The sequence below is a fragment of the Pseudomonas sp. GL_139_B genome, from assembly GCF_057834475.1.
This window is the reverse complement of the sequence record NZ_CM174403.1, coordinates 6,004,503-6,030,909: the sequence shown is the minus strand read 5'-3', so window position 1 is coordinate 6,030,909 and position 26,407 is coordinate 6,004,503. Positions and strand designations below refer to the sequence as shown.

Sequence of the window (26,407 nt, the reverse complement as noted above, 5' to 3'; positions counted from 1 at the left end):
CTATGGCACTGCCCGCGCCGGCAAAAACTTCAACGTACTGCGCGTATTGGCCGTGACTTCTTCGTCATTGAAATGCGCTTCGTAGTAAACCCCTTCGACATACGCCTCGGCCTGGTCATCGTAGTGGCTGTCAAACGGTACTCCGCTCTGGCCGACCGGGTTGATGGTCAGGGCGTGAGCCGGGTCGGCAAAGTCGACCAGACGCCGCGTCGACGGGCCGTAAGTCACCGGCCAGGGCGCCGGGCCGATTTTGGCCGAGAGGTTGTTCGGCACTTCATGCGAACCGGGTGCGGCGAACGGCCCGACGTTGAAGGCCAGGTCCAGCGGCTTCTGCATGCCCAGTGGATGGCCATGCGTCAGGGTATGCGCCTTGCCCCACTGCCATTGCGTCGGATCCGCACCCAAGGCGGTCTTGAGATGGGCGATGCTCGCTTTCCACGCAACCTTGACCGTGTCGGCCCGGGTTTCCTTGTCGAGGGTGTGGCGATTGTCCCACCACGGTGATTCAGGCATGGCAGCCAGTCGTGGCAGTGCGGCGTCGATCACCCGGGTCGAGAGCAAGGTCTCGAAGAAATCATTCCCCAGCTCGTCGTGCATCGTTGCGTCGGCCAGGTTGAACAGGAACTGGTTGAACAGCGTGGCGCTGGTGGAGTCCAGCGGGTAGTCACCTTTCCACTGCGCCAGTTGTTCCACCAGCTTGAGTTCGGCGGGATCGCTCACCACCTCACGCAGCACCGGCAACAATGGCGCCAACAGACGGGGGCCGTAGGCCGTGGTGGTGCCCAGTTGCAGCTTCTTGCTGGCGTCGATGTCCCATTTCACGTTTTTGTCGCTGAGCTGGTGATGGAGTTGCTGACCGCGATCGGCCAGGTTGTAGTAACCGGGAATTTCCATGCCGGTTGGCGACAGCGGCTGGAAGTTGGCCGAGACGATGTAGCCGCGTGCCGGGTTTTCTTCCTGCGGGTTGGCGCTGAACGGGTAGAAACCGTCCTTGTCCGGCTGATTGGTGCTGCCGTCGAGGATGAAACCAGGCTTCACCCCGACCGCGCGTTTAGGCAATAGGGCCGAGGCCCACCAGCCGATGTCACCCTTGGCGTTGGCGTAGACAATGTTCAACCCCGGCGCCTGAACCTTGGCGGCTGCGGCGCGCGCCTTGGCCAGCGTGTCAGCACGGTTGAGCTGATAGAAACCCTCGAGAATCGGGTTCGGTGTTTCAAGGAACGCCCACCACATGGCCACCGGCGTCTTGCCGGCCGCCGTGCCGAGTGCGTCGTTGATAATTGGCCCGTGGGGCGATTGACGCAGCGTCAGCTTGACCGCTTCCTGCCCCTTCACTGCGATCTGTTGCTCGGTGTTGACCATGTCCACCCAGTTGCCGCGATACCAGACCTGATTGGGGTTGTCCGGGTTGGTCCTCTCGGCGATCAGGTCCAGATCGTCGTTCTGGAACATGGTCAGGCTCCAGCCGAAATCCTGGTTGTGGCCCAGAAACGCAAACGGCACCAGCGCCTGATGGTGGCCGTACAGCTCAAAGCCTGGCGCCGAGAGTTGCGCCTCGTACCAGACCGCCGGCACCGAGAAGCGGATATGCGGGTCGCCGGCCAGCAGTGGTTTACCGCTTTTGGTGCGGTTACCGGAAATCACCCAGGCGTTACTGCCCTCAAATTGTGGCAGGCCATTGTCGGCCAGCGCCTGTTCGCTCAGGCGGGCAAGGGCGTTCAGGTCTTTCCAGTCACTGGTGGACAGTGCCGGCACCGATGTGGAATGCCCCTTGGCCAACACGCCCTTGGGCTGCCAGTCGAGGTCGAAGATGTTCAGGTAGTCGGCGCCCAGTTGGTCGCGCACGAACGTCAGCAAGGGTTCGGTGCGAAACGCTGCGGCAAAACTGTAAGCCATGTAGCCGGCCACGCTGATGCTGTCTTCAGCCGTGAACGGGCGTTTGTGAATACCCAGCACGTCGAACTCGGCGGGCGCTGCGTGGCTGTCCTGATATTGATTGATCCCGTCCAGATAGGCTTCCAGGGCCTTCCATGCGGGCGACTGCCGATCCAGCGCAGCCACGTAGCTCGCGGCACGTTCACGGATGCGCAGGCTGCGGAACAGTTTGTCGGTGTCGATCAGTTTCGGGCCGAAAATTTCCGCCAGTTCACCACGGGCCAGACGCCGCATGGCTTCCATCTGGAACAAGCGGTCCTGGGCTTGCACATAGCCGAGGGTACGGTAGAGATCGGTTTCGTTTTCCGCGTGGATATGCGGTACACCGCGCTCGTCGTAGCGCACGGTCACCGAACCTTGCAGGTGTTGTAACTCCACCTGGCCCTGGCGCGTCGGCTGCTTGCTGTACACATAACCGCCGGCCCCGATGGCGAGCACGACAATCAGCAAGGCAAGTACGGTCAGGACGCGTTTCATGGTGACTCCTTGTTCTTATAGGATTGCCGCCCGTGTGGGCTGCAAACATGTAACACAGACCTTCCGTGTCGGGCATTGCGGTCCTGCAAAAGTCAGGAATGCCTTACTTCACGCCCACTGGCCAAGGGCAATAACAACCGATGGCCAGCGTATGAGTTGCGCTCACCGCGCGCCCTTCGCTCAGCGCTTGCAGAATCGGTTCGATAAAGCTGTTGTTTGAATTGCAGGTCAGGCCTTCGCTGTATGGACCGAAATAGGCCAGTTTGCCGCTGCGGTCCCAGATCGCCACGGCCGGGCTGGCGGGGATCTGTTCGGCGCCCGGAAGCACATTGATGGTTTTCAGGCTGCTCAGCGTGGTGGGTAGCTGGCCGTGACTGCCGGGTTTTTGCACGGCATAAAACTCGACACCCTGCGGCACATAGCGCTCAACCAGTTCGCTCAGGTGTTGTTGATTGCCGACGTTGCACGGGCAGGCCGGGTCCCAGAAGTGCACGAGGCGGATAGCGCCAGGGCCGGCGAGGTCGTCGGGCAGGCGCAACGGGTCGCCGGAAAATACTGCGGTGTGTTCGCTGAACGCGCGCAAGTATCGCCCTTGAAACCAGTCATACGCGGCCCACAAAACGCCCGCACACACGAGGGCGAGCAGGCTGGCAAGCAGTGTGGTGCGATGAGCCGGACGCATGGGTTTGAATCCTCGAAGGTCGGCTAGCTTGCCATGCTTGCTGCGACAGATGAATATCGCAGGCCTATAAAGTCTGTTTAACCTCTGGAATCCTTCATGTCCGCCACTTTTGCCCCCGATCACTTGCGCGCCAGCCTGCGGCCATTGGCCGAAGGGCTGGCGCTGTCGACCGAGGCCATGGCGTATCAGCGTTTTTACGGGCTGGACTTTCCGGGTCGTACGCTGCGCGGGGGGCTGGGACGTTTCGAGATCGATGGCTATGAGTTGGTCAGCCAGTTCTGGTGGCCGGAGCGGGCGAAAGCGACGTTGTTTATGTTCCACGGGTTCTATGATCACACCGGGCTCTACCGCCATGTGATCGAGTGGGCGCTGGATCAGGGGTTCGCCGTGATCGCCTGCGACCTGCCGGGGCATGGTCTGTCTAGCGGTGAGCGGGCGAGCATCAAGGAATTCGCCGAGTATCAGGACACGCTTGAAGGGTTGTTCGCCGAGGCGTTGTCCATCGATCTGCCGCAGCCGTGGCACCTGTGCGGGCAGAGCACGGGCGGGGCGATTGTGATCGATCATGTACTCAATCAAGGCGCGAACAGCCCCGCGCAAGGCCAGGTCATCCTGCTGTCACCCTTGGTCAGGCCCCGTGCCTGGGGTTGGTCAAAGCTCAGCTATTACCTGCTCAAACCTTTCGTCAAAGCCATCGCCCGGCGCTTTAGCGAGAACTCCAACGACCCTGATTTCTTGCCGTTTCTGCAGGCCGATCCTTTGCAGCCACAGCGTCTGCCAACGGCGTGGGTCGGGGCGTTGGCGCGCTGGATCAAGCGAATCGAAGCCGCACCCAACAGCCCGCGGCGGCCGCTGATCGTGCAGGGGCAGGCGGACATGACGGTGGATTGGGAGCATAACCTTGGGGTGTTGAAGGCCAAGTTCGACCGGCCTCAGGTGTTGATGTTGCCAGAGGCGCGGCATCATCTGGCGAATGAGACGCGGGTGATGCGGGAGGAGTATTTCGGGTTTTTGACCAAGCGGATCAAGGGCCGGAATCTGTAGGAGCTGGCTTGCCAGCGAAGGCGATTTATCAGGCGCCGATGATCATTGGCTGAGGTTCGAAGTATCCTGCCCCACCGCCAACCCCGCCCGAATCGCCGCCAGCGCCGCCTGGTAATAAGCCTGGCCCTCGGTGGACTCGGCAAACGTGGCGAACTCTTCCAGTTCGTCATCCGAGAGGTCACGATAGACATACAGCAGCGTGTTGTTCAGGTCGCTGGCGATCTGGTCCATCAGGCGCTGGCGTTGACCGTTCAACATCCCTTGCGCCTGACCGCCACCGAGCAACCCTGGGATCATTGAACTCAGGCTGTCGGCTGCAACGCCAGCAATCGCCAGACTGACTTCGGCCCCCGCCTCGCGAGCGGGCAGGGCCTGGGCCAGGTGGCCGATGATCAGTTGACGGCTGTCGCTGGCCTGAATCTTCGGCAGGCCCTTGGCGTTTTTCGCCAGTTGGTCGCGACGGGTTGCCAGCAGTTCGGCAGCTACGACTTTTTTGCCCAGCGGCGATTGAAAGAAGGTCAGTGCAGGTTTTGGATCGGCGAGGCTCTTGCGCATTTGCGCTTCGGCACGCTGATCGACGGACTGGGCAGCGAAACGCTGATTGCTGTTATTGACCAGCGCCTGAAACACCGCCGGTGGCAGGCTGCTCTCATAGCGTTTTTGTGCGGCTGAGAGGGCATCGTTGAAATGCGCGCGTTGCTCTGGCCAGCCGGCGACTTTATACAACTGGTCGTGGCCGTCTGCCCAAGCGGGCAAAACACAGAGCATCAACAGTAAAAAAAGCAACCGGCGCATAGGGACTCCTGTCAGCAGCCGACTATTCTCCGTGTGGCATCCGCACTTGTCGAGAATTCGTATCAACCCGCTGCGTGGCTCTGTCGGATTTTCAGACACAGGAATACTATGCGCGGCATGCAAATACCCTCTGATCACCCGCTGCTGTTACGTATCGTTGACGACCTGGCTGCGCGCGGCTGGTCACAGCAGAATATTTTCCTGCCTCAGGATCTGACCCGAGCGCTGGCGGCTGAGTGCCGCAAACGTGCGGCCGAGGGTGAACTGGCCCCCGCCGCCGTGGGCCGAGGTCCCTCATCGGAGGTTCGCGAAGGAATTCGCGGTGACCATATTCAGTGGATCGACCCCGGCCAGGCCGAGGCGTGCGACAGCTATCTGGCGTTGATGGACAGCCTGCGCCAAGCGATGAATCGCGGTTTGTTTTTGGGCCTGGAAGATTTCGAAAGTCATTTCGCGCTGTACCCGCCCGGTGCGTTCTACCTCCAGCACCTCGACCGTTTCCGCGATGACGACCGGCGCATGGTGTCGGCGGTGGTGTACCTCAATGACGCCTGGCTGCCCGAGCACGGCGGTCAGTTGCGCATGTTTCTGGATGAAGGTGTCGAATACGATGTCGTGCCCACCGGCGGATGCCTGGTGGTGTTTCTGTCGGGCGAGGTGCCCCACGAAGTCCTGCCCGCCACCCGGGATCGCCTGTCGTTGACTGGCTGGTTCCGGCGTCGGGGTAATGAGCCGTTCTGATCATGCAAAAGATTCTGGTAAGCCGCTGCCTGCTGGGTCACCGCGTCCGTTACGACGGCGGGGCGAGCGGGCCATTTGATCAACTTCAGCAGTGGCTGGACGAAGGTCGGGTCATACCGTTGTGCCCCGAGATTGCTGGCGGCTTGCCGACACCCAGGGCTGCCGCGGAAATACCGGGCGGGCAGGGTGGTGAAGTGCTGGATGGGCAGGCCCGCGTGATCACCACCGAAGGCGAGGATGTTAGTGCCGAGTTCCTTTCGGGGGCTTATCAGGCGCTGGAGCTGGTGCAAAAGCACGGCATCCGCATCGCCGTGCTCAAGGCCAACAGCCCGTCCTGCGGGAATTTGCAGACGTATGACGGCAGCTTCAGTGGCGTGAAGGTCAGCGGCGAAGGTGTGACGGCGGCTTTGCTCAGGCGCAATGGCGTGCAGGTTTTCAGTGAGCTGGAGTTGCCTGAAGCGGCGGCAGCGCTGAGTTCTCTCGCTTGACGCCGAGCAACTGTGGGAGCGGGCTTGCCCGCGATGGCGGATTAACATTCAACATCTGTGCTGACTGATATACCGCTATCGCGGGCAAGCCCGCTCCCACAGGGTTATTCGTTCAGCCTCAAATCAAGGCTTCGGCGCCACGCTCGCATCCGCCGCAAACCACTTCTTCTCCAGTGCTGCCATCCGGCCATCGTCCTTGATCCGCTGCAGGGCGTTCTCCAGGCTGGCATGAAACGCCGGGTTACCTTTCTGAAACGGAATCGCCAGGCCCACCGGCAGGCTGGCCTTGGGTTTCTCTTCTGCAAACGACTGCACCAGCAGCATTGAGTGCGGTTGTTCTTTCTGCGCGATCAATTGGGCATTGGTTTGAAGGTAAGGCTCGCTGAAGTCGAAACGATCTTTCAGATCCGGAGTCATTGCTATGTGATTGATGGCGACGTCGTACCTGCCGCTTTCAACGCCGGTCAACAAGTCACCCGAATCGGTGACGACGAAGTCGGCCCGGACATCGAGCTCGTTGGCCAGCAGTTGACCCAGCTCGACTTCGAACCCGGTGAGTTTGCCTTCATCCTTGAAATTGAAGGGCGGTGTATTAGCCTCAAGCGCAATGCGCAGTTCACCACGGTCGTTGATGTCGTCAATCAGTTCGGCGTGAGCGAAAGGGCTCAGAAGGGGTAGCAAGCAGATCAGGCCAGGCAGAAAACGCATGGTCACTCCTTTGAATTCATTATCGCGATGCTCTGAGTCAGGCTCGCTTTGCTATGGTTATCGAGTGCCTTCGACAACGATTGACCATGAAGTTGTCATGGTCACGCGGATTTTACGGAAAAACTGGAGAAGAGAATGAAAACCTTTATGTCTCGTGCTGCATTGGCTGGCCTGCTAATGGGTGTTTCGGTGCTGGCCAATGCTGCAACGCCGGCTCCCGCGGGTGCTGAAGTGCACATCGTTACTCCCGAAGACGGGGCCACGATTCCACAAGTCGTCATCGTCAAGTTCGCCGTCGAGAACATTGCGCTGGCGCCTGCGGGCGACCCCACCAAGAACACTGGCCATCACCACTTGCTGATCGATGTCGATGAACTGCCAGCGGCCGGTGCACCGATCCCCAAAGACGCCAACCACATGCACTTCGGCAAGGCGGAAACTCAGGGTGAAGTAAAGCTGACCCCGGGCAAACACACCTTGCAGCTGGAACTGGGCGACAGCAACCATATGCCGTTTGATCCACCGATCGTGTCGGAGAAAATCACCGTCAACGTCAAGTAACCTGCTCGGAATAAAGAACCGCGCCCATGAAAAAGGAGACCCGAAGGTCTCCTTTTTTGTCGCTCAAGTCGCTATCAGAACAACACGCGGCAACGAATGGTGCCGTTGATGTGCTGCAGTTTCTCTTGGGCGATTTCCGAGTAGTCGGCGTCGACGTCGATAACGACGTAGCCGACTTTCTCGTTGGTCTGCAGGAACTGACCGGAGATGTTGATACCGTTTTCGGCGAACACCTTGTTGATCTCGCTCATCACACCCGGAATGTTCTCGTGGATGTGCAGCAGACGGTGCTTGCCAGGGTGAGCCGGCAGGGCCACTTCCGGGAAGTTCACCGACGATACGGAGGTACCGTTGTCGCTGTACTTGACCAGTTTCTCTGCCACTTCCAGACCGATGTTGGCTTGCGCTTCAGCGGTGGAGCCACCGATGTGCGGGGTCAGGATCACGTTGTCCAGGCCACGCAGCGGGCTTTCGAACTCTTCTTCGTTGGAGCGAGGCTCCACCGGGAATACGTCGATGGCCGCGCCGATCAGGTGCTTGTCCTTGATCGCGTCCGCCAGGGCTTGCAGTTCGACCACGGTGCCGCGAGCGGCGTTGATCAGGATGCCGCCCTTCTTGATGGCGCGGATTTCCTTCTCGCCGATCATCCACTGGGTCGCAGCGGTTTCCGGAACGTGCAGGGTGACGATGTCGGACATGCCCAGCAGCTCGTGCAGGTTGCCGACCTGAGTGGCGTTACCCAGTGGCAGCTTGGTCACGGTGTCGTAGAAGTACACCTGCATGCCCAGGCCTTCAGCCAGGACCGACAGTTGAGTACCGATCGAGCCGTAACCGACGATGCCCAGTTTCTTGCCGCGGATCTCGAAAGAGTTGGCCGCGCTCTTGATCCAGCCGCCACGGTGGCAGGAAGCGTTCTTCTCAGGGATGCCGCGCAGCAACAGGATCGCTTCGGCCAGCACCAGCTCGGCTACGGAGCGGGTATTGGAGTACGGGGCGTTGAACACCGCAATCCCGCGTTCGCGCGCTGCGTTGAGGTCAACCTGGTTGGTGCCGATGCAGAAACAGCCGACAGCGACCAGCTTCTTCGCGTGATCGAAGATCTCTTCGGTCAGTTGAGTGCGGGAGCGAATGCCGATGAAGTGCGCATCAGCGATCTTTTCCTTCAGCTGGGCTTCCGGCAGAGAACCGGTGAGGTACTCGATGCTGGTGTAGCCCGCCGACTTGAGAACGTCGACAGCCGATTGGTGGACGCCTTCGAGAAGAAGGAACTTGATCTTGCTCTTATCGAGAGAAGTCTTGCTCATCTGCGTAAACCTGTATCCCGGAGAAAAATGGCAGGAAATGGTCAACAGATGCTGACCCGGACGGCAAGAAGGCCGTCACCGCAGATTGGCCGTTGGGCACTATGCTGCGGGGTCGTTATGCTAGCATATGCACCCCGCTAAACACTCATTCCTGCGACGTGAAGCGTTCTCAGGATGACCATGAATTGTTCGAGAGTTCTGTCGATGACCAATCCCGCCTTGATTGAAGAGCTGAAGACCCTGGTTGAGCCTGGCAAGGTGCTGACCGATGCCGACTCCCTGAATGCTTACGGTAAGGATTGGACCAAGCATTTCGCCCCGGCCCCGACCGCCATCGTGTTTCCCAAGACCACCGAGCAGGTGCAGGCCATTGTCCGTTGGGCCAATGAACACAAGGTGGCGCTGGTGCCGTCCGGCGGTCGTACCGGGCTTTCCGCCGCAGCGGTGGCCGCCAATGGCGAAGTGGTCGTGTCCTTCGACTATATGAATCAGATTCTTGATGTGAACCTCACCGACCGCACGGCCGTTTGCCAGCCAGGCGTGGTCACCGAGCATTTGCAGAACGTCGCTGAAGAAAAAGGCCTGTATTACCCGGTGGACTTCGCTTCGGCAGGTTCCAGCCAGATTGGCGGCAATATCGGCACCAATGCCGGCGGGATCAAGGTCATTCGCTACGGCATGACCCGCAACTGGGTCGCCGGCATGAAAGTCGTGACCGGCAAGGGCGATTTGCTGGAACTGAACCGCGACCTGATCAAGAACGCCACCGGCTACGACTTGCGTCAGCTGTTCATCGGTGCGGAAGGCACCCTCGGTTTTGTGGTTGAAGCAACCATGCGCCTGGACCGAGCCCCGAAAAACCTCACTGCCATGGTCCTCGGCACCACTGATTTCGACTCGATCATGCCGGTGTTGCACGCGTTCCAGAGCAAACTCGACCTGACCGCCTTCGAATTCTTCTCCGATAAAGCCCTGGCCAAAGTCATGGCGCGCGGCGATGTCCCGGCGCCCTTCGAAACCGATTGCCCGTTCTACGCGCTGCTGGAATTCGAAGCGACCACCGAAGAAGTGGCCAACCACGCCCTGGAAACCTTCGAGCACTGCGTCGAGCAGGGCTGGGTGCTGGACGGCGTGATGAGCCAGAGCGAAACCCAGCTGCAGAACCTCTGGAAGCTGCGCGAATACATCTCCGAAACCATTTCCCACTGGACGCCGTACAAGAACGACATTTCGGTCACCGTGTCGAAAGTCCCGGCGTTCCTCAAGGAAATCGACGCGATCGTCGGTGAACACTACCCGGATTTCGAAATCGTCTGGTTCGGCCACATCGGCGACGGCAACCTGCACTTGAATATCCTCAAGCCGGAAAACCTGAGCAAGGACGAGTTCTTCGCCAAGTGTGCGACGGTGAACAAGTGGGTGTTCGAAACCGTCGAGAAGTACAACGGTTCGATTTCCGCCGAGCACGGCGTGGGCATGACCAAGCGTGATTACTTGACCTACAGCCGTTCGCCGGTTGAGATCGAGTACATGAAAGCGGTAAAAGCGGTGTTCGACCCGAACGGCATCATGAACCCGGGCAAGATCTTCGCTGTTTGAATCAACACACCAGGAGTCGGTCAATGAGCTATCAGCACCAGTATGTCGACGGTACGCGTATTCATTTCCCGCTGGGGAAAGTGGTGTGCATCGGCCGTAACTACGCCGAACACGCCAAGGAGCTGGACAACCCGGTGCCTACCGAGCCGCTGCTGTTCATCAAGCCGGGCAGTTGCGTAGTGCCGCTGGAAGGCGGTTTTGCCATTCCAACCGAGCGCGGTTCGGTGCACTACGAAGCGGAAATCGCTGTGTTGATCGGCAAGCCGTTGTCGACCAAGCCGAGCCGCGAAGAAGTGCTGGACGCTATCTCCGGTTTCGCCCCGGCTCTGGACCTGACGCTGCGTGACAAGCAGGCCGAGCTGAAATCCAAAGGCCTGCCATGGGAAATCGCCAAGTCGTTCGACGGCGCGGCGGTGATTGCGCCGTTCGTGTCCGGCAGCACCTTTGCGGACCTGACCGATATCGGCATTCGCCTGACCATCAACGGCGAAGTGCGCCAGGATGGCAACAGCAGCGCGATGCTCAACCCGATCGTGCCGATGATCCAGCACATGGCCGGCTGCTTCTCGCTGCAGGCCGGTGACGTGATCCTGACCGGCACGCCAGTGGGCGTTGGTCCGTTGAATGTCGGTGATGAACTGGTGATCGAACTCCCAGGCGCTAGCCGCTTCACCAGCAGCGTGCGCTAAGTCCAGCGCAAATCCCTGTAGGAGCTGGCTTGTCGGGTCGCCGCATCACAGCGAAAGCGGTGCAACAGTCAACATGGATGTTGAATGTAAGGGCCTCTTCGCTGACAAGCCAGCTCCTACAAGGGCTTAGGGCAATCCCGTCATTTCCCGCTTTTTTCACATTTTGTCAGGATAATTCCAGCGCTTGCGGCGTCTGATCCGGCCCCAATTGTGCTATTCCTCCTCGCCTGAAATTCTGGAACGCATCCCTCAATGGCTACCCAACCACTGCCCACGCTCAAAACTGCCCGCCGCTCCCGTTTCGGGATGCGTTGGTATTCCTGGCTTTTGCTGATTGCAGTCATCGCCTACGGCTTGGCGTTTGCGATGCGTTGGGATGCCCGGGGTGTGCTCTGGGTGAAAGAGCAATTCAAAAGCCCGGCCGAGCGTCAGGCCAGTATCTGGCTTCCAGACTACCGGGCAGTGATCGATGCCAAAACATTGCCGGGCATGGAAAAGGACGAAGCATCGGATCTCGCCTACGACCCTCAGACCAAAACGCTGTTTTCGGTCATGGGCAAGAACCCGTTTCTGGTCGAGCTGACATTACAGGGCGATGTGCTGCGCAAAATTCCATTAGTGGGCTGGAGCAACCCTGAAGGCGTAGCCGTGTTGGGCAACGGCCTGCTGGCGATTGTCGATGAGCGCGAACACCTGATCACCATCGTCAAGGTTGATGCCGATACCCGTGAATTGAACGCCGCCAACTTTGCGAAGTACGACCTAGGGCCTTCGAAAGACCAGAACAAGGCCTTTGAAGGTGTCACTTGGGATGCCAGCAACCAGCAGCTGCTGCTGGGCGAAGAACGTCCGCCGGCATTGTTTGCCTGGCAGGGTGACGGCAAGGTCCTTACCGGTGACAAGCTGAAGCTGGCCAGTCATGCGCTGGACATGCGCAACCTGTCGGCCCTGGCCATCGATCCGAGGACTGGCCACATGCTGGTGCTGTCCGCTGATTCCCACTTGTTGATGGAACTGGACAAAAAGGGTGAGCAAGTCAGTTTCATCGCCCTGTTGAGCGGCTTCAACGGTCTGAAAAAAACCATTCCTCGTGCCGAGGGTGTGGCCATGGACGAAGCGGGTACGTTGTACATGGTGAGTGAGCCGAACCTGTTCTATCGCTTCGAAAAGCAGAAGTAGGCGGCAAAAATCGCGCAGTTGTGGTCGAAAGCCACTGGCCATTAAGCTTGAGTTCATACAGGCGTGATATTTCATCCGCCTGTTTTGTTTTCGAGCTTGCCTGAATGCGCCGACTTGCCCGTCCCAAACCCCTTCTTTTGATCCTGTCAGTGATTGCGCTGATCGTACTGGTTGCGGTTGTGCAATACATGCGTCTATTCGAACGAGCCTGGTTCAACCTGCATACCCATTGGCAGCCGCAGAGCAGTGAATCCATCGGCCTGGATCAATATCGGGTGGACATCGAAGCGCGGGTGATCGACGGGTTGGACGATAACGTCTCGGCGCTGACGTTCGATCCTGTGCGCAAAAGCCTGTTCACCGTCACCAATAAAAACTCCGAGCTGATCGAGCTGTCCCTTGAGGGCAAAATCTTGCGCCGTGTGGCGTTGATTGGTTTCGGCGACCCGGAGGCGGTGGAATTTATCAGCCCCGACACCTACGTAATCACGGATGAAAGCCAGCAGCGGCTGATCAAGATTCATCTGGAGGCGGACACCACCTTCCTCGATGAGGCGGACGCCGAGCAGATGACCCTCGGCGTGCACATGGGCAGCAACAAGGGTTTTGAGGGGCTGGCTTACGATTCGGTGGGCAAGCGGTTGTTCGTCGCCAAGGAGCGCGACCCGATGCTGATCTACGAAGTGCAGGGTTTCCCGCATTACAATCCAGAGAAATCCTACGCCGTGCACGTGGTGAACAACCCCAAGCGCGACGCCGGAATGTTCGTGCGAGACCTGTCGAGCCTGCAATACGACGAGCGCAGCGGTCATTTACTGGCGCTGTCTGACGAGTCGCGGCTGATTCTGGAACTGGATGTGGATGGGCGACCGTTGAGCACGATGTCTCTGAACAAGGGGCGTCAGGGCCTGCAAAAGGCCGTGCCGCAAGCGGAAGGCATCGCCATGGACGACGACGGCACGATGTACCTCGTCAGCGAGCCCAATCTGTTCTACGTCTTCAAAAAGCCAACACAACCCTAAAAAACACCCCAAAGCCACTGTGGGAGCCGGGCTTACCCGCGATGGCGGTATATCAGTCACATATTTATAGACTGACACGACCTCATCGCGGGCAAACCCGGCTCCCACAGGTTTTGCGTTGTGGCGAGATTACTCAGCGCGCAGGGTTTTCACGCCTTCGCTGGTGCCCAGCAACAGCAAATCCGCCGGACGCGCCGCGAACAGCCCGTTGGTGACCACGCCAACAATCGCGTTGATCTGGCTTTCCAGTTCCACGGGGTTGGTGATCTGCATGTTGAATACGTCGAGGATGATGTTGCCGTTGTCGGTCAGCACGCCTTCGCGGTAAACCGGGTCGCCGCCCAGTTTCACCAGCTCGCGGGCCACGTGGCTGCGGGCCATCGGGATCACTTCGACCGGCAGCGGGAACGCGCCGAGCACCGGCACCAGTTTGCTGGCATCGGCAATGCAGATGAAGGTCTTGGCCACGGCGGCAACAATCTTCTCGCGGGTCAGGGCTGCACCGCCGCCCTTGATCAGGTTCAGGTGTTCGTCACTTTCATCGGCGCCGTCGACGTAGAACTCCAGGTCGCTGACGGTGTTCAACTCATACACCGGAATGCCATGGCCCTTGAGACGGGCGGCAGTGGCTTCGGAACTGGCGACCGCGCCGTCGAACGCGCCTTTGTGCTTGGCCAGGGCGTCGATGAAGCAGTTGGCGGTGGAGCCGGTGCCGACCCCGACAATGCTCTTGTCGTCGAGTTTCGGGAGGATGAAGTCGACGGCGGCCTGAGCTACTGCCTGTTTGAGTTGATCCTGTGTCATGCGGGCTCCGGAAGCGGGCAATGTAAGAACGGAAAGGCCGGCATTATAGCTCCATGCCGAGCTAAAACCTCCGGAATCGTGTGGTCGTACGCCCAAAAGCCGGGTTAGACTCCTTGGCCCTGCCCAACCCGCTCAGTGATGCTTTCCGATGCTCGAACAGTACGTCAAAAAGATCCTCACCTCGCGCGTTTATGACGTTGCCATAGAAACCCCGTTGCAGACTGCCCGCCAGCTCTCCGAGCGGCTGGGCAACAGTATTTGGCTCAAGCGTGAAGACCTGCAGCCCGTGTTCTCGTTCAAGATTCGCGGCGCTTACAACAAGCTGACCCAGTTGAGCGATGAAGAACGTGCTCGCGGCGTGGTGACGGCTTCGGCGGGCAACCACGCGCAAGGCTTGGCCTTGGCGGCGAAGGTGTTGGGTGTCAAAGCCACTATCGTCATGCCCAAGACCACCCCGGAAATCAAAGTCGAAGGCGTGCGTTCGCGTGGCGGCAAAGTGGTACTGCACGGGGATGCGTTCCCGGAAGCCCTGGCCTATTCGCTAAAACTGGTCGATGAAAAAGGTTACGTCTACATCCACCCTTACGACGATCCCCATACCATTGCCGGGCAGGGCACGGTGGCCATGGAGATTCTGCGCCAACACCCCGGGCGTCTGGATGCGATTTTCGTTCCGGTGGGCGGCGGCGGACTGATCGCCGGCATCGCGGCCTATGTGAAATACCTGCGCCCGGAGATCAAAATCATCGGCGTCGAGCCGGACGACTCCAATTGCCTGCAAGCCGCCATGGCGGCGGGTGAGCGCGTGGTGTTGCCGAGTGTGGGTCTCTTCGCCGACGGCGTGGCGGTGGCGCAAATCGGTCAGCACACCTTCGATATCTGCAAAGACTATGTCGATGAAGTGATCACCGTCAGCACCGACGAGATCTGCGCGGCGATCAAGGATATCTACGACGATACCCGCTCGATCACTGAGCCGGCCGGCGCCTTGGGCGTGGCTGGGATCAAGAAATACGTGGAGCAGAACGGTGTCACCGGCCATACCTTTGTGGCCATCGATTCCGGCGCTAACGTCAACTTCGACCGTTTGCGCCACGTCGCCGAACGCGCCGAACTGGGTGAGGGTCGCGAAGCAATCATCGCCGTGACCATCCCAGAGAAACCGGGCAGCTTCAAGGCGTTCTGTGAAGCCATCGGCAAGCGCCAGATCACCGAATTCAACTACCGCTACAACACCGGCGGCGAAGCGCACATCTTCGTGGGCGTGCAGACGCACCCGGAAACCGATCCGCGCAGTGCGCTTTTGGCGAGCCTGGCCGAGCAGGGTTTCCCGGTGCTGGACCTGACCGACAACGAATTGGCCAAGCTGCACATTCGGCACATGGTCGGTGGTCGTGCAGCCCATGTCGTCGATGAAGTGGTGCTGCGATTCGAATTCCCGGAGCGCCCGGGGGCGTTGTTCAACTTCCTCAATAAGTTGGGCGGACGCTGGAACATCTCGATGTTCCACTACCGCAACCACGGTGCGGCGGATGGCCGGGTGGTGGCGGGCCTGCAAGTGCCACATGACGAGCGCCATCTGGTGCCGGCGGCCCTTGAGGACATCGGCTACCCGTACTGGGACGAAAGCGACAACCCGGCCTATCAGCTGTTTCTCGGCTGAGTGGCTACTCTGAAGGGCAGGTCATAAGGAAACCGGACAATGGAAACGTTAACTGCCCTTAAAGCGGCGCACATGGTTGCAACGGTGATGTTGCTGATCGGCGCGCTGGGCCTGGGGATCTGGGTCTGGCGCACGCGGCGCAATGGCGACGCGACGGCGGCAAGCCGCACTTTGCAACGACCACGCGTGTTTATCTGGCTGTTGATGGGCCTGGCGCTGCTGAGCATGCCGGTGACTGGCTGGTGGATGGTGCATCTGGTGGGCTGGTCGTTGGGGCAGACGTGGTTATTGGCTTCGAGCGTGCTTTACACCGTGGCGGCGCTGGCGTGGTTTTGGCTGTTGGTGCGGCTGAATAAGTTGCGCAAGGCGCCGGGAGGGGTGGGGAGATTTACCTTTGCCTTGGCGCTGTTCAGCTTTGTCTGCTTTATCGCTATTGCGGGGTTGATGGGTGCCAAGCCTGTTTAAGGCTTGAGACCGGGTTGACCCAATCGCGGGCTTGCCCGCGATGGCGTAATCAGTCGCGCAGACTGATCACCGGCCAGCCACGCTTCTCGGCTTCAGCACGCAGATTTTGATCAGGATCGACCGCTACCGCATGTGTAACCTGCTCCAGCAACGGCAAATCATTCATCGAGTCGCTATAGAAATAGCTGTCCTCCAGCGAATGTCCGGTCTCTTCCAGCCAACGATTCAACCGCGTCACTTTGCCTTCCCGGAAGCACGGAACGTCAGTGCTGCGCCCGGTATAACGACCATCGACCATCTCGCACTCGGTGGCGATCAAGGTCTCAACACCCAGGCGCTGGGCAATGGGTCCGGTCACGAAGCGGTTGGTCGCGGTGATGATCACCAGCTTGTCGCCCGCCTCGCGGTGTTTGGCCAATAGCGCCATGGCCTTGGGCAACACGATCGGTTCGATGCAGTCGCGCATGTAATCCAGGTGCCATTGATCCAGCGTGGCCATCTCGGTGCGGCCGAGGACTTCCAGGCAGAAGTTCAGATACGCGGCGTTATCCAGCTTGCCGGCCAGGTAATCCTGATAGAACTCGTCGTTGCGGGCCTTGTAGGCGACGGCGTCGAGAAAGCCGCGCTCACACAGGTAATCGCCCCAGGCGTGGTCACTGTCGCCGCCGAGAAGGGTGTTGTCCAAGTCGAATAAAGCCAGGCGCATTGCAGTTACTCGCTGAAAAGTCTGTAGAAAGGCGCCCAGAATACGGACTTTTCACAAGAGTGCACATAAGGTCGGTCGGCGCGTTGCTGCTTTCACAACCTTTGTGGAACAATGCGGCGACATGCGTTTGCGAGGTTGTTGCCGTGATCGACCCCGATGGTTTCCGCCCCAATGTCGGGATCATTCTCACGAATGATGCCGGACAGGTGCTATGGGCTCGCCGTATCAATCAAGATGCGTGGCAGTTTCCTCAGGGTGGGATCAACCCCCAGGAGACGCCGGAAGATGCCTTGTACCGCGAGTTGAACGAAGAAGTGGGTCTTGAGCGCGAAGATGTTGAAATTCTCGCCTGCACCCGGGGCTGGTTGCGCTATCGTTTGCCGCAACGTCTGGTCCGTACCCACAGCCAACCGCTGTGCATCGGCCAGAAACAGAAATGGTTTCTCCTGCGCCTGGTCTCCAACGAGCAGCGGGTGCGGATGGATTTGACCGGTAAACCGGAGTTCGATGGCTGGCGCTGGGTCAGTTATTGGTATCCGTTGGGCCAGGTGGTGACATTCAAGCGCGAGGTGTATCGACGCGCTCTCAAAGAGCTTGCCCCGCGCCTTTTAACGCGCGACTGACGACGGAGTTCGACCCCGAGCCATGCTCAATACGCTGCGCAAGATCGTCCAGGAAGTTAACTCCGCCAAGGATCTCAAGGCGGCGTTGGGGATTATTGTGTTGCGCGTCAAAGAGGCCATGGGCAGCCAGGTCTGCTCGGTCTACTTGCTGGACCCTGAGACCAACCGCTTCGTGCTGATGGCCACCGAGGGCTTGAACAAGCGCTCGATCGGCAAGGTCAGCATGGCGCCCAACGAAGGTCTGGTCGGCCTGGTCGGCACGCGTGAAGAACCCCTGAACCTCGAAAACGCCGCGGATCACCCGCGCTACCGTTACTTCGCCGAGACCGGCGAAGAGCGCTACGCCTCCTTCCTCGGGGCGCCAATCATTCACCACCGTCGCGTCGTCGGTGTGTTGGTCATTCAGCAAAAAGAACGCCGCCAGTTCGATGAAGGTGAAGAAGCTTTCCTCGTGACCATGAGCGCGCAGCTCGCCGGTGTTATCGCCCACGCCGAGGCGACCGGTTCGATCCGGGGTCTGGGCCGTCAGGGCAAGGGCATTCAGGAAGCCAAGTTCGTCGGCGTCCCGGGTTCACCGGGTGCGGCGGTCGGTACGGCGGTGGTCATGCTTCCGCCAGCCGATCTGGACGTGGTGCCGGACAAGACCATCACCGACATCGAGGCCGAGCTCGGGCTGTTCAAGACCGCCATCGAAGGCGTGCGCGCCGACATGCGCGCATTGTCGACCAAGCTCGCGACGCAGTTGCGCCCGGAAGAGCGCGCCTTGTTCGACGTCTACTTGATGATGCTCGACGATGCCGCGTTGGGCAGCGAAGTCACGACCGTGATCAAGACTGGTCAGTGGGCCCAGGGCGCATTGCGCCAAGTGGTCACCGATCACGTCAACCGTTTCGAATTGATGGACGACGCCTACCTGCGTGAGCGTGCCTCGGACGTCAAAGACCTCGGTCGCCGCTTGCTCGCCTATTTGCAGGAAGAGCGTCAGCAAACCCTGGTTTACCCCGACAACACCATTCTGGTCAGCGAAGAACTGACGCCGGCGATGCTCGGCGAGGTGCCGGAAGGCAAGCTGGTGGGCCTGGTGTCGGTACTCGGTTCCGGCAACTCCCACGTGGCAATCCTGGCGCGTGCCATGGGCATCCCGACGGTAATGGGCCTGGTCGACTTGCCGTATTCGAAAGTCGACGGCATTCAGATGATCGTCGACGGCTACCACGGCGAGGTCTACACCAACCCGAGTGAAGTGCTGCGCAAGCAGTTCGCTGAAGTGGTCGAGGAAGAAAAACAACTGGCCCTGGGGCTGGATGCACTGCGTGACTTGCCGTGCGTGACCCTCGATGGCCACCGCATGCCGCTGTGGGTCAACACCGGCCTGCTGGCAGACGTGGCGCGGGCGCAGAAGCGCGGCGCTGAAGGCGTGGGTCTGTACCGCACCGAAGTGCCGTTCATGATCAATCAGCGCTTCCCGAGTGAAAAAGAACAGCTGGCGATTTACCGCGAGCAGCTCGCCGCGTTCCACCCGCAACCGGTCACCATGCGCAGCCTGGACATCGGTGGCGACAAGGCGTTGTCGTACTTCCCGATCAAGGAAGACAACCCGTTCCTCGGCTGGCGCGGCATTCGCGTCACCCTCGACCATCCGGAAATTTTTCTGGTGCAGACCCGCGCCATGCTCAAGGCCAGTGAAGGCTTGAACAACCTGCGGATTCTGTTGCCGATGATCTCCGGCACCCACGAACTCGAAGAAGCCCTGCACCTGATTCACCGGGCTTGGGGCGAAGTCCGCGACGAAGGCACCGATGTTCCGATGCCGCCGGTTGGCGTGATGATCGAGATTCCGGCGGCGGTGTACCAGACCAAGGAGCTGGCGCGGCAAGTGGACTTCCTGTCGGTCGGTTCCAACGACCTGACCCAGTACCTGCTGGCCGTGGACCGTAACAACCCGCGGGTGGCCGATCTTTACGACTACCTGCACCCGGCGGTGCTTCAGGCGTTGCAGAACGTGGTGCGTGACGCCCATGCCGAAGGCAAGCCTGTGAGCATCTGCGGTGAAATGGCCGGCGATCCGGCAGCGGCGGTGCTGTTGATGGCGATGGGCTTCGACAGCCTGTCGATGAACGCCACCAACTTGCCGAAAGTGAAGTGGATGCTGCGGCAGATCAACTTGAGCAAGGCCAAGGATTTGCTCGCGGAGCTGATGACCATCGACAACCCGCAAGTTATCCACAGCTCGCTGCAACTGGCGCTGAAGAATCTCGGGTTGGCGCGGATGATTAATCCGGCTTCGGTCAAGACTCTCTAAAAGGCTGATGCCGCCATCGCAGGCAAGCCAGCTCCCACAGGATTTGGGTTGGTCCACTAATTTGTGATCAACACCAAACCCTGCGATGGGGCCCGTCCCACAACACAAAACTAAACCCTGATCTCCACTTCCCCCAGATGCCCGCCATACGGCCCGAAACTCCTTTCGACCATATGCCGCGACCCATCCGCCTGAACAATCAGCGCCGTACTCGCCCGCGTCCCATAACTCTGACTGGCAATAAACACACTCGACAACAACGTCTCGGTCGCCAGCCCAACCCCGGTGTCCGGCAGTTCGGCAAACGGCGCGGTCTGGGAATCTGCCAATAACGCCAACAATGCCTGCGGCTGCGGGTCCTCCAGCACTTCTTTCAGCGCCGCCCGCGCCTTGAGCAATTTCGGCCACGGTGTATCCAGCCCGGCATTCGACAGTCCATAAACACCGGGTGCCAGCATCACCGCCTCAGACGCCCGCGCATTGAAATACCACAGCTCGTTGGCATTGCCGATCAACAGATTAAACCCGGAATATTCCAGCGAACGTCTGACAACATCGTCCAAATAGTCATCTATAGGTTTGTCGCCTAACAGAAAACCAGCCACCAGCTCACCCCGCGATTTGCGCGACGGCGGTTGATGGGGATCACGGATGTTGGTCAGCGCGGCGAAGCGCCCGTTCGCGCCGATACCGAGCCAGGTGCCGCCGGCTTCCTGGTCTCGGCCGGCATAAACGTGTGGCGCTTCGGGCCATTGCGCCAGGGGCAGGCTCGGGCGGGCATAGAACTCGTCGCGGTTGGCGGCCACGATCAGCGGCTGGGCGTGGCCGGGTCGCCAGGCGAAGACAATCAGGCACATAAGGTGGTCCTTGTGTGTTTTTTGCCCACTCTACGCAGACATCACGCGGGTATCCATCGCCATCCAGTGGAGCCCAAGGCCATGCATCCGTTACCATGCCGCTCCGGTTTGGGTGAAGAGTGGGATGCAGGCATGGAATTTCTGCTCTATCTGGCGCTGGGCGCCTGCGCAGGCGTGCTGGCCGGATTGTTTGGGGTGGGTGGCGGGATCATCATCGTCCCCGTGTTGGTATTCAGTTTCACCTTGCAGGGCTTTGACACGTCGATCCTGACCCACTTGGCGGTCGGCACGTCCCTGGCGACGATTATCTTTACGTCGATCAACGCTGTGCGCGAACACCAGCGTCGTGGCGCGGTGCGTTGGCCGATTTTCGTCTGGATGACCGTTGGCATTCTGATCGGCGCCGGTTTCGGCGCGCTGACGGCCGAGGCGATCTCCGGGCCGAACCTGCAGAAGATCATCGGTGTATTCGCCCTGGTCATCGCTGCGCAGCTGGCGCTGGACGTCAAACCCAAGGCCAGTCGAACGGTGCCAGGTAAACTCGGTCTGACCCTCGCAGGCAGCGTGATTGGCTGGGCTTCGGCGATTTTCGGGATTGGTGGCGGCTCATTGACCGTACCGTTTCTGACCTGGCGCAGTGTGCCGATGCAACAAGCTGTGGCCACATCATCGGCCTGCGGTCTGCCCATCGCGTTGGCCAGTGCATTAAGTTTCATGATTCTGGGCTGGCACGATCCGTTGTTGCCGGCCCATAGTCTCGGATTTATTTATTTGCCGGCGCTGCTGGGGATCGCTCTGACCAGCATGTTTTTCGCCCGTATCGGTGCGCGATTGGCCCACAGGCTGTCGCCGAAGTTGCTGAAAAGACTGTTTGCCGCTTTGCTGTTCTGCGTTGGCCTGAATTTCTTGCTCTGATGCACGGCACAATCCTGGCTTAATCCTGAGGTGGCAGCGTCGCCCGGGAATTTTGGTTTCAACTCTAACGAGGAGTCGCAATGCTGCCTTACCCGCAGATCGACCCGGTGGCCCTGGCCATCGGTCCGCTGAAAATCCACTGGTACGGGTTGATGTACCTGGTCGGCATTGGCGGCGCTTGGCTGCTGGCGTCTCGCCGGTTGAACCGGTTCGACCCGACCTGGACCAAGGAGAAACTCTCCGACATGGTCTTCTGGATGTCGATGGGCGTCATTGTCGGCGGCCGTTTGGGGTATGTGCTGTTCTACGATCTGCACGCCTACCTGGCCAACCCGACGCTGATTTTCGAAGTCTGGAAGGGCGGTATGTCGTTCCACGGTGGGTTCATCGGCGTGATGCTCGCGGCGTTGTGGTTTGGTAAAAAGAACAACAAGTCGTTTTTCCAGCTGATGGATTTCGTCGCGCCAATGGTGCCGATTGGCCTGGGTGCCGGGCGTATCGGTAACTTCATCAACGCCGAATTGTGGGGCAAGCCGACCGACGTGCCATGGGCGATGATCTTCCCGCCGTTCAGCGATCCGTCGCAGTTGCCGCGCCACCCGTCGCAGCTGTACCAGTTCGCGCTCGAAGGCGTGGCGCTGTTCCTGATCTTGTGGTTGTTCTCGCGCAAGCCGCGGCCAACCATGGCGGTGTCCGGGATGTTTGCGCTGTTCTACGGCATCTTCCGTTTCATCGTCGAATTCGTCCGCGTACCGGACGCGCAACTGGGCTATCTGGCCTGGAACTGGCTGACCATGGGCCAAGTGCTCTGCGTACCGATGATCGTCGGCGGCCTGTTCCTGATCTGGCTGGCGTACCACCGCGCCCCGGCGACCCCAGCGGCGGCCGTATAAATTCGAATCCCGGAGGCGACGGCCTCCGGGTTCAAGGACACAGGTAACTCATGAAGCAATATCTCGAACTGGTCGCCCACGTCATCAAGAACGGCACCAAGCAAGCCAATCGCACCGGCGTGAACACCATCAGCTTTCCCGGCGCGATGCTGCGTTATGACCTGAAAGAAGGGTTCCCGGCGATCACCACTCGCAAAATGGCGTTCAAATCGGCCATTGGCGAGATGTGTGGTTTTCTGCGTGGCGTGAATAACGCCGCCGAATTCCGTGCGCTGGGCTGCAAGGTCTGGGACCAGAACGCCAACGAAAATGCGCAGTGGCTGGCCAACCCGTTCCGTCAGGGCGAAGACGACCTCGGCGAGATCTACGGCGTGCAATGGCGCAAATGGCCGGCGTACAAGCAGATCCCGGTCAGCAACCAAGCCGCAATCGAGCAGACGCTGAACCAAGGCTACCGCCAGATCGCTGAAGGCGAAGAAGACGGTCAGGCTTATGTGGTGCTGTACAAGGCGATTGACCAGATCCGCCAGTGCGTCGACACCATCATCAAGGATCCGGGCAGCCGCCGTATCCTGTTTCACGGCTGGAACGTCGCCCAACTCGATGAAATGGCCCTGCCGCCGTGCCATTTGCTGTACCAATTCCATCCGAATGTCGAGACCAAGGAAATCTCCCTGACCCTCTACATCCGCTCCAACGACCTGGGCCTGGGCACGCCGTTCAACCTCACCGAGGGCGCCGCGCTGCTGAGCCTGATCGGTCGCCTGACCGGCTACACGCCGCGCTGGTTCACCTATTTCATTGGTGATGCGCACGTCTACGAAAACCATTTGGACATGCTCAATGAACAGCTCAAGCGCGAGCCGTTCCCGATGCCGAAACTGGTGATCAGCGACCGTGTGCCGGAGTTTGCCGAGACTGGCGTTTATCAGCCGGAGTGGCTGGAGCTGATCGAACCGGGCGATTTCTCGCTTGAGGGTTATCAGCACCACGCGCCGATGACGGCGCCAATGGCGGTCTAAAAAACCCCCGTAAACCTAATGTGGGAGCGAGCCTGCTCGCGAATACGGTGTGTCAGTCGACATCAATGTTGAATGATTGACCGCATTCGCGAGCAGGCTCGCTCCCACAGTGGTTATGGAGTGTGCTCAATGGCCGTGGCTCCTCCCGACATGGGAATGCTCCACCTCCGTCGCCACAACCCCGCCACTGACTTCCAACCGCTGCAAAATCCCACACTGTTCAATCTCCGGCCCTTCGCCACAGCGTTGGCGCAGGTCGAGCAGTTGTGTCTGCAATGCCAGTAATCCATCGATCCGCGCTTTGACGTGGTGGATGTGCTCGTCGATCAACGCATTCACGCTTTCACACTGATCCTGCGGACTGTCGCGCAGGGCCAACAAGCTGCGGATTTCCTCGAGCGTCATGTCGAGGGTGCGGCAGTTGCGGATAAACGTCAGGCGTTCGGCGTGGGCCTGGGTATAGACGCGGTAGTTGCCGTCGCTGCGGGCCGGTTCCGGCAGCAGGTTTTCGCGTTCGTAATAGCGGATGGTTTCCACGGCGCAGTCGGTGAGCCTGGCCAGTTCTCCGATCTTCATGACGGCAATCTCCAAATGGGTGCTTGACCCTATAGTGGCTACAGGGTCTTTACTTGGCAACAGGCACCTTCATGGACGCGACCCGATGAGCGATTCCCGACACACCCACACACACGAGGCTAGGCACGATCACAGCCACAAGCTGCAGCCTGTGCAGAAGCATGAGCATGGCGGGCACGGCGATTCCTGCTGTTCCGCCAAAGTGGCGGCACCGTCGCTGATCAAGTTGAGCGAAACGCCAAACGCCGGTGCACGCCTGAGCAGCTTTCGCATCGATGCGATGGACTGTCCGACCGAGCAGACGCTGATTCAGAACAAACTCGGCAAACTCGCCGGTGTGCAGCAGCTGGAGTTCAACCTGATCAACCGGGTATTGGGCGTGACCCACGACCTGCCAGGTACCGCGCCGATCATCGAGGCGATCAAGTCGTTGGGCATGGTTGCCGAGCCGCTGGAGCAGGGCGTCGAAGCACCTGCGCCGACTCCCGAGAAAAAACCGTGGTGGCCATTGGCACTGTCTGGTGTGGGAGCGCTGGCCGCCGAGGTCATCCATTTCACCAATGCCGCGCCCAACTGGGTGGTGGCGGTCATCGCGCTGGTCTCGATCCTCTGCGGCGGGCTGACCACGTACAAAAAGGGCTGGATCGCCCTGAAGAACCTCAACCTCAACATCAACGCACTGATGAGCATCGCTGTGACCGGCGCGATCCTGATCGGGCAGTGGCCGGAAGCGGCGATGGTGATGTTCCTGTTCACCGTGGCCGAGTTGATCGAAGCCAAATCCCTGGATCGTGCGCGTAACGCCATCAGTGGCTTGATGCAGATGACCCCGGAACAGGCCACGGTGCAGTTGGCCGACGGCAGTTGGGTCGAGCAGGACGTCAAAACCATCGAACGGGGTGCGCGAGTTCGAGTACGTCCCGGTGAGCGGATCGGTCTCGACGGTGAAGTGGTTGTGGGCAGTTCGACCATTGATCAGGCGCCGATTACGGGCGAAAGCCTGCCGGTGGAGAAGACCGTCGGCGACAAAGTCTTCGCCGGCACCATCAATCAGGCGGGATCTCTTGAATATGCCGTGACCGCAGCGGCCAACAATTCGACGCTGGCGCGCATCATCCACGCCGTCGAGCAGGCTCAGGGCGCGCGGGCGCCGACCCAGCGTTTCGTCGACAGTTTCTCGAAAATCTACACGCCAGCGGTGTTTATCCTGGCCCTCGCGGTGGCCGTGATTCCGCCGCTGTTCATGGGCGCCGTCTGGTTCGACTGGATTTATCGCGCGCTGGTGTTGCTGGTGGTCGCGTGCCCCTGTGCACTGGTGATTTCTACCCCGGTGACCATCGTCAGCGGCCTCGCGGCAGCGGCTCGTAAAGGGATTCTGGTCAAGGGGGGGGTCTATCTGGAGGGCGGTTACAAGCTCGATTACCTGGCCTTGGACAAGACCGGCACGATCACCCACGGCAAACCGGTGCAAACCGATTACCTGTCGCTTGACCCGACTGCCGACGAAACCGCTCCGGCAATCGCCGCAGCGCTGGCCGGTCGTTCGGATCACCCAGTGTCGCTGGCAATCGCCAACGCGGCTGTGGATAAACCATTCGCGCCGCTGATTGTGGATAACTTCGAAGCGCTGGCCGGTCGCGGGGTGCGCGGTGACATCAACGGCCAGACCTACCACTTGGGCAACCATCGTCTGGTGGAAGAGCTGAACCTCTGCTCGCCAGCGCTGGAAGAGAAGCTGTTCGCGCTGGAGAAACAAGGCAAGTCGGTGGTGCTGCTGCTCGACAAATCCGGTCCGTTGGCGTTGTTCGCCGTTGCGGATACGGTCAAGGAATCCAGCCGCGAAGCGATCCAGCAACTGCATGATCTGGGCATCAAAACCCTGATGCTCACCGGCGACAACGTCCACACCGCTCAGGCGATTGCCGCGCAAGTGGGCATCGACGAAGCCAAGGGCGATCTGTTGCCCACCGACAAACTGCAAGCCATCGAAGCCCTTTATGCGCAGGGGCATAACGTCGGCATGGTCGGCGATGGCATCAACGACGCGCCGGCACTGGCCCGGGCCGAGATCGGTTTTGCCATGGCCGCAGCCGGTACCGACACTGTCATCGAAACCGCCGATGTCGCCCTGATGGACGACGATTTGCGCAAGATTCCAGCGTTCATTCGGCTGTCGCGACAAACCTCCAGCATCCTTAAACAGAACATTGCCCTGGCATTGGTGATCAAGGCGATCTTTCTTGGGGTAACCTTCGCCGGGATCGCCACCATGTGGATGGCGGTGTTCGCCGACATGGGCGTGAGCCTGTTGGTGGTGTTCAATGGTTTGCGCCTGTTGCGCAAATAAGCGATGAGGG

At 59.8% G+C, this 26,407-nt stretch carries 25 protein-coding genes; 16 read left to right on the top strand and 9 right to left on the bottom strand.

Features of this window, described 5'->3' with window-relative positions:
- Both AC3ISI_RS27665 and AC3ISI_RS27660 read right to left on the bottom strand, forming a co-directional pair.
- A complete protein-coding gene (locus AC3ISI_RS27665) occupies nucleotides 1–2,412 on the bottom strand; it encodes a penicillin acylase family protein (protein ID WP_489334660.1) in 2,412 nt (803 codons plus the stop codon).
- Between the two features lie 103 nt (nucleotides 2,413–2,515).
- Nucleotides 2,516–3,094: a DUF6436 domain-containing protein gene (locus AC3ISI_RS27660; protein ID WP_489334659.1), complete on the bottom strand. Its 579-nt coding sequence runs from the start codon at nucleotides 3,092–3,094 to the stop codon at nucleotides 2,516–2,518.
- Between the two features lie 96 nt (nucleotides 3,095–3,190).
- Between AC3ISI_RS27660 and bipL the strand changes: the two genes are divergently transcribed.
- Nucleotides 3,191–4,138: a phospholipase BipL gene (gene bipL, locus AC3ISI_RS27655; RefSeq protein WP_489334658.1), complete on the top strand. Its 948-nt coding sequence runs from the start codon at nucleotides 3,191–3,193 to the stop codon at nucleotides 4,136–4,138.
- Nucleotides 4,139–4,180: 42 nt separating this feature from the next.
- Here bipL and AC3ISI_RS27650 read toward each other — a convergent pair whose 3' ends face one another.
- A complete protein-coding gene (locus tag AC3ISI_RS27650) occupies nucleotides 4,181–4,933 on the bottom strand; it encodes a DUF2059 domain-containing protein (protein WP_489334657.1) in 753 nt (250 codons plus the stop codon).
- A 108-nt stretch (nucleotides 4,934–5,041) separates the two neighbouring features.
- On the opposite strand from AC3ISI_RS27650, the gene AC3ISI_RS27645 reads away from it, so the two are divergent.
- On the top strand, nucleotides 5,042–5,674 hold the full coding sequence (locus tag AC3ISI_RS27645; protein WP_489334656.1) for a 2OG-Fe(II) oxygenase: 633 nt from the start codon (nucleotides 5,042–5,044) through the stop codon (nucleotides 5,672–5,674).
- A gap of 2 nt (nucleotides 5,675–5,676) precedes the next feature.
- Nucleotides 5,677–6,162: a 2-thiouracil desulfurase family protein gene (locus AC3ISI_RS27640; protein WP_489334655.1), complete on the top strand. Its 486-nt coding sequence runs from the start codon at nucleotides 5,677–5,679 to the stop codon at nucleotides 6,160–6,162.
- Nucleotides 6,163–6,285: 123 nt separating this feature from the next.
- Here AC3ISI_RS27640 and AC3ISI_RS27635 read toward each other — a convergent pair whose 3' ends face one another.
- Nucleotides 6,286–6,870 carry a transporter substrate-binding domain-containing protein gene (locus AC3ISI_RS27635; protein ID WP_489334654.1) on the bottom strand — a complete coding sequence of 195 codons (585 nt, stop codon included), beginning with the start codon at nucleotides 6,868–6,870 and terminating at the stop codon, nucleotides 6,286–6,288.
- Between the two features lie 135 nt (nucleotides 6,871–7,005).
- Between AC3ISI_RS27635 and AC3ISI_RS27630 the strand changes: the two genes are divergently transcribed.
- The gene (locus AC3ISI_RS27630; RefSeq protein WP_489334653.1) at nucleotides 7,006–7,431 is read left to right on the top strand and encodes a DUF4399 domain-containing protein; all 426 of its coding nucleotides are present in this window, start codon (nucleotides 7,006–7,008) and stop codon (nucleotides 7,429–7,431) included.
- Nucleotides 7,432–7,505: 74 nt separating this feature from the next.
- Here the strand turns inward: AC3ISI_RS27630 and serA are convergent, their stop codons facing one another.
- Nucleotides 7,506–8,735, bottom strand: a complete 1,230-nt coding sequence (gene serA / locus AC3ISI_RS27625) for a phosphoglycerate dehydrogenase (RefSeq protein ID WP_477789840.1) — start codon at nucleotides 8,733–8,735, stop codon at nucleotides 7,506–7,508.
- A 204-nt stretch (nucleotides 8,736–8,939) separates the two neighbouring features.
- Here serA and AC3ISI_RS27620 point away from each other — a divergent pair, with 204 nt between their 5' ends.
- The 4 genes from AC3ISI_RS27620 to AC3ISI_RS27605 all read left to right on the top strand — a co-directional run bounded on the left by AC3ISI_RS27620 (nucleotide 8,940) and on the right by AC3ISI_RS27605 (nucleotide 13,224).
- Nucleotides 8,940–10,334: an FAD-binding oxidoreductase gene (locus AC3ISI_RS27620; protein WP_489334652.1), complete on the top strand. Its 1,395-nt coding sequence runs from the start codon at nucleotides 8,940–8,942 to the stop codon at nucleotides 10,332–10,334.
- A 23-nt stretch (nucleotides 10,335–10,357) separates the two neighbouring features.
- Nucleotides 10,358–11,023, top strand: coding sequence for a fumarylacetoacetate hydrolase family protein (locus AC3ISI_RS27615; RefSeq protein ID WP_007945571.1), 666 nt, complete (start codon nucleotides 10,358–10,360; stop codon nucleotides 11,021–11,023).
- A 252-nt stretch (nucleotides 11,024–11,275) separates the two neighbouring features.
- Complete coding sequence (locus AC3ISI_RS27610) at nucleotides 11,276–12,202, top strand: SdiA-regulated domain-containing protein (RefSeq protein ID WP_489334651.1); 927 nt, start codon at nucleotides 11,276–11,278, stop codon at nucleotides 12,200–12,202.
- A 104-nt stretch (nucleotides 12,203–12,306) separates the two neighbouring features.
- Nucleotides 12,307–13,224: an SdiA-regulated domain-containing protein gene (locus AC3ISI_RS27605; RefSeq protein ID WP_489334650.1), complete on the top strand. Its 918-nt coding sequence runs from the start codon at nucleotides 12,307–12,309 to the stop codon at nucleotides 13,222–13,224.
- Nucleotides 13,225–13,353: 129 nt separating this feature from the next.
- Here the strand turns inward: AC3ISI_RS27605 and rpiA are convergent, their stop codons facing one another.
- The gene (gene rpiA, locus AC3ISI_RS27600; RefSeq protein ID WP_223517915.1) at nucleotides 13,354–14,028 is read right to left on the bottom strand and encodes a ribose-5-phosphate isomerase RpiA; all 675 of its coding nucleotides are present in this window, start codon (nucleotides 14,026–14,028) and stop codon (nucleotides 13,354–13,356) included.
- A gap of 148 nt (nucleotides 14,029–14,176) precedes the next feature.
- On the opposite strand from rpiA, the gene ilvA reads away from it, so the two are divergent.
- Together ilvA and AC3ISI_RS27590 are read left to right on the top strand one after the other, a co-directional pair.
- On the top strand, nucleotides 14,177–15,691 hold the full coding sequence (ilvA, locus tag AC3ISI_RS27595; RefSeq protein ID WP_489334649.1) for a threonine ammonia-lyase, biosynthetic: 1,515 nt from the start codon (nucleotides 14,177–14,179) through the stop codon (nucleotides 15,689–15,691).
- Nucleotides 15,692–15,730: 39 nt separating this feature from the next.
- Entirely contained in the window at nucleotides 15,731–16,156 is a 426-nt protein-coding gene (locus AC3ISI_RS27590) for a DUF2269 domain-containing protein (protein WP_489334648.1), read from the top strand.
- Nucleotides 16,157–16,205: 49 nt separating this feature from the next.
- Here the strand turns inward: AC3ISI_RS27590 and AC3ISI_RS27585 are convergent, their stop codons facing one another.
- A complete protein-coding gene (locus tag AC3ISI_RS27585) occupies nucleotides 16,206–16,862 on the bottom strand; it encodes a histidinol-phosphatase (protein ID WP_489334647.1) in 657 nt (218 codons plus the stop codon).
- Between the two features lie 143 nt (nucleotides 16,863–17,005).
- On the opposite strand from AC3ISI_RS27585, the gene AC3ISI_RS27580 reads away from it, so the two are divergent.
- Both AC3ISI_RS27580 and ptsP read left to right on the top strand, forming a co-directional pair.
- Nucleotides 17,006–17,485 carry an RNA pyrophosphohydrolase gene (locus AC3ISI_RS27580; RefSeq protein WP_095083604.1) on the top strand — a complete coding sequence of 160 codons (480 nt, stop codon included), beginning with the start codon at nucleotides 17,006–17,008 and terminating at the stop codon, nucleotides 17,483–17,485.
- A 22-nt stretch (nucleotides 17,486–17,507) separates the two neighbouring features.
- Complete coding sequence (gene ptsP, locus AC3ISI_RS27575) at nucleotides 17,508–19,787, top strand: phosphoenolpyruvate--protein phosphotransferase (protein ID WP_489334646.1); 2,280 nt, start codon at nucleotides 17,508–17,510, stop codon at nucleotides 19,785–19,787.
- A 110-nt stretch (nucleotides 19,788–19,897) separates the two neighbouring features.
- Here the strand turns inward: ptsP and AC3ISI_RS27570 are convergent, their stop codons facing one another.
- Nucleotides 19,898–20,644 (bottom strand): NRDE family protein, encoded by a 747-nt coding sequence (locus AC3ISI_RS27570; RefSeq protein ID WP_489334645.1) that lies wholly within the window; start codon nucleotides 20,642–20,644, stop codon nucleotides 19,898–19,900.
- 132 nt (nucleotides 20,645–20,776) lie between these two features.
- On the opposite strand from AC3ISI_RS27570, the gene AC3ISI_RS27565 reads away from it, so the two are divergent.
- The 3 genes from AC3ISI_RS27565 (at nucleotide 20,777) to AC3ISI_RS27555 (ending at nucleotide 23,474) form a co-directional block, all read left to right on the top strand.
- Complete coding sequence (locus AC3ISI_RS27565; RefSeq protein ID WP_489337796.1) at nucleotides 20,777–21,559, top strand: sulfite exporter TauE/SafE family protein; 783 nt, start codon at nucleotides 20,777–20,779, stop codon at nucleotides 21,557–21,559.
- Between the two features lie 80 nt (nucleotides 21,560–21,639).
- Nucleotides 21,640–22,452 carry a prolipoprotein diacylglyceryl transferase gene (lgt, locus tag AC3ISI_RS27560; RefSeq protein ID WP_489334644.1) on the top strand — a complete coding sequence of 271 codons (813 nt, stop codon included), beginning with the start codon at nucleotides 21,640–21,642 and terminating at the stop codon, nucleotides 22,450–22,452.
- 50 nt (nucleotides 22,453–22,502) lie between these two features.
- A complete protein-coding gene (locus AC3ISI_RS27555; RefSeq protein WP_489334643.1) occupies nucleotides 22,503–23,474 on the top strand; it encodes a thymidylate synthase in 972 nt (323 codons plus the stop codon).
- A gap of 126 nt (nucleotides 23,475–23,600) precedes the next feature.
- Here AC3ISI_RS27555 and cadR read toward each other — a convergent pair whose 3' ends face one another.
- Complete coding sequence (gene cadR, locus AC3ISI_RS27550; RefSeq protein WP_489334642.1) at nucleotides 23,601–24,050, bottom strand: Cd(II)/Pb(II)-responsive transcriptional regulator; 450 nt, start codon at nucleotides 24,048–24,050, stop codon at nucleotides 23,601–23,603.
- Between the two features lie 85 nt (nucleotides 24,051–24,135).
- On the opposite strand from cadR, the gene AC3ISI_RS27545 reads away from it, so the two are divergent.
- Nucleotides 24,136–26,397: a heavy metal translocating P-type ATPase gene (locus AC3ISI_RS27545; protein WP_489334641.1), complete on the top strand. Its 2,262-nt coding sequence runs from the start codon at nucleotides 24,136–24,138 to the stop codon at nucleotides 26,395–26,397.
- The last annotated feature ends 10 nt before the right edge of the window (nucleotides 26,398–26,407 follow it).

What these genes read in the sequence shown, in the direction of transcription:
- AC3ISI_RS27665 (WP_489334660.1), bottom strand. Translation starts at nt 2,412, where the DNA reads ATGAAACGCGTCCTGACCGTACTTGCCTTGCTGATTGTCGTGCTCGCC.
- AC3ISI_RS27660 (WP_489334659.1), bottom strand. Translation starts at nt 3,094, where the DNA reads ATGCGTCCGGCTCATCGCACCACACTGCTTGCCAGCCTGCTCGCCCTC.
- bipL (WP_489334658.1), top strand. Translation starts at nt 3,191, where the DNA reads ATGTCCGCCACTTTTGCCCCCGATCACTTGCGCGCCAGCCTGCGGCCA.
- AC3ISI_RS27650 (WP_489334657.1), bottom strand. Translation starts at nt 4,933, where the DNA reads ATGCGCCGGTTGCTTTTTTTACTGTTGATGCTCTGTGTTTTGCCCGCT.
- AC3ISI_RS27645 (WP_489334656.1), top strand. Translation starts at nt 5,042, where the DNA reads ATGCGCGGCATGCAAATACCCTCTGATCACCCGCTGCTGTTACGTATC.
- AC3ISI_RS27640 (WP_489334655.1), top strand. Translation starts at nt 5,677, where the DNA reads ATGCAAAAGATTCTGGTAAGCCGCTGCCTGCTGGGTCACCGCGTCCGT.
- AC3ISI_RS27635 (WP_489334654.1), bottom strand. Translation starts at nt 6,870, where the DNA reads ATGCGTTTTCTGCCTGGCCTGATCTGCTTGCTACCCCTTCTGAGCCCT.
- AC3ISI_RS27630 (WP_489334653.1), top strand. Translation starts at nt 7,006, where the DNA reads ATGAAAACCTTTATGTCTCGTGCTGCATTGGCTGGCCTGCTAATGGGT.
- serA (WP_477789840.1), bottom strand. Translation starts at nt 8,735, where the DNA reads ATGAGCAAGACTTCTCTCGATAAGAGCAAGATCAAGTTCCTTCTTCTC.
- AC3ISI_RS27620 (WP_489334652.1), top strand. Translation starts at nt 8,940, where the DNA reads ATGACCAATCCCGCCTTGATTGAAGAGCTGAAGACCCTGGTTGAGCCT.
- AC3ISI_RS27615 (WP_007945571.1), top strand. Translation starts at nt 10,358, where the DNA reads ATGAGCTATCAGCACCAGTATGTCGACGGTACGCGTATTCATTTCCCG.
- AC3ISI_RS27610 (WP_489334651.1), top strand. Translation starts at nt 11,276, where the DNA reads ATGGCTACCCAACCACTGCCCACGCTCAAAACTGCCCGCCGCTCCCGT.
- AC3ISI_RS27605 (WP_489334650.1), top strand. Translation starts at nt 12,307, where the DNA reads ATGCGCCGACTTGCCCGTCCCAAACCCCTTCTTTTGATCCTGTCAGTG.
- rpiA (WP_223517915.1), bottom strand. Translation starts at nt 14,028, where the DNA reads ATGACACAGGATCAACTCAAACAGGCAGTAGCTCAGGCCGCCGTCGAC.
- ilvA (WP_489334649.1), top strand. Translation starts at nt 14,177, where the DNA reads ATGCTCGAACAGTACGTCAAAAAGATCCTCACCTCGCGCGTTTATGAC.
- AC3ISI_RS27590 (WP_489334648.1), top strand. Translation starts at nt 15,731, where the DNA reads ATGGAAACGTTAACTGCCCTTAAAGCGGCGCACATGGTTGCAACGGTG.
- AC3ISI_RS27585 (WP_489334647.1), bottom strand. Translation starts at nt 16,862, where the DNA reads ATGCGCCTGGCTTTATTCGACTTGGACAACACCCTTCTCGGCGGCGAC.
- ptsP (WP_489334646.1), top strand. Translation starts at nt 17,508, where the DNA reads ATGCTCAATACGCTGCGCAAGATCGTCCAGGAAGTTAACTCCGCCAAG.
- AC3ISI_RS27570 (WP_489334645.1), bottom strand. Translation starts at nt 20,644, where the DNA reads ATGTGCCTGATTGTCTTCGCCTGGCGACCCGGCCACGCCCAGCCGCTG.
- AC3ISI_RS27565 (WP_489337796.1), top strand. Translation starts at nt 20,777, where the DNA reads ATGGAATTTCTGCTCTATCTGGCGCTGGGCGCCTGCGCAGGCGTGCTG.
- lgt (WP_489334644.1), top strand. Translation starts at nt 21,640, where the DNA reads ATGCTGCCTTACCCGCAGATCGACCCGGTGGCCCTGGCCATCGGTCCG.
- AC3ISI_RS27555 (WP_489334643.1), top strand. Translation starts at nt 22,503, where the DNA reads ATGAAGCAATATCTCGAACTGGTCGCCCACGTCATCAAGAACGGCACC.
- cadR (WP_489334642.1), bottom strand. Translation starts at nt 24,050, where the DNA reads ATGAAGATCGGAGAACTGGCCAGGCTCACCGACTGCGCCGTGGAAACC.
- AC3ISI_RS27545 (WP_489334641.1), top strand. Translation starts at nt 24,136, where the DNA reads ATGAGCGATTCCCGACACACCCACACACACGAGGCTAGGCACGATCAC.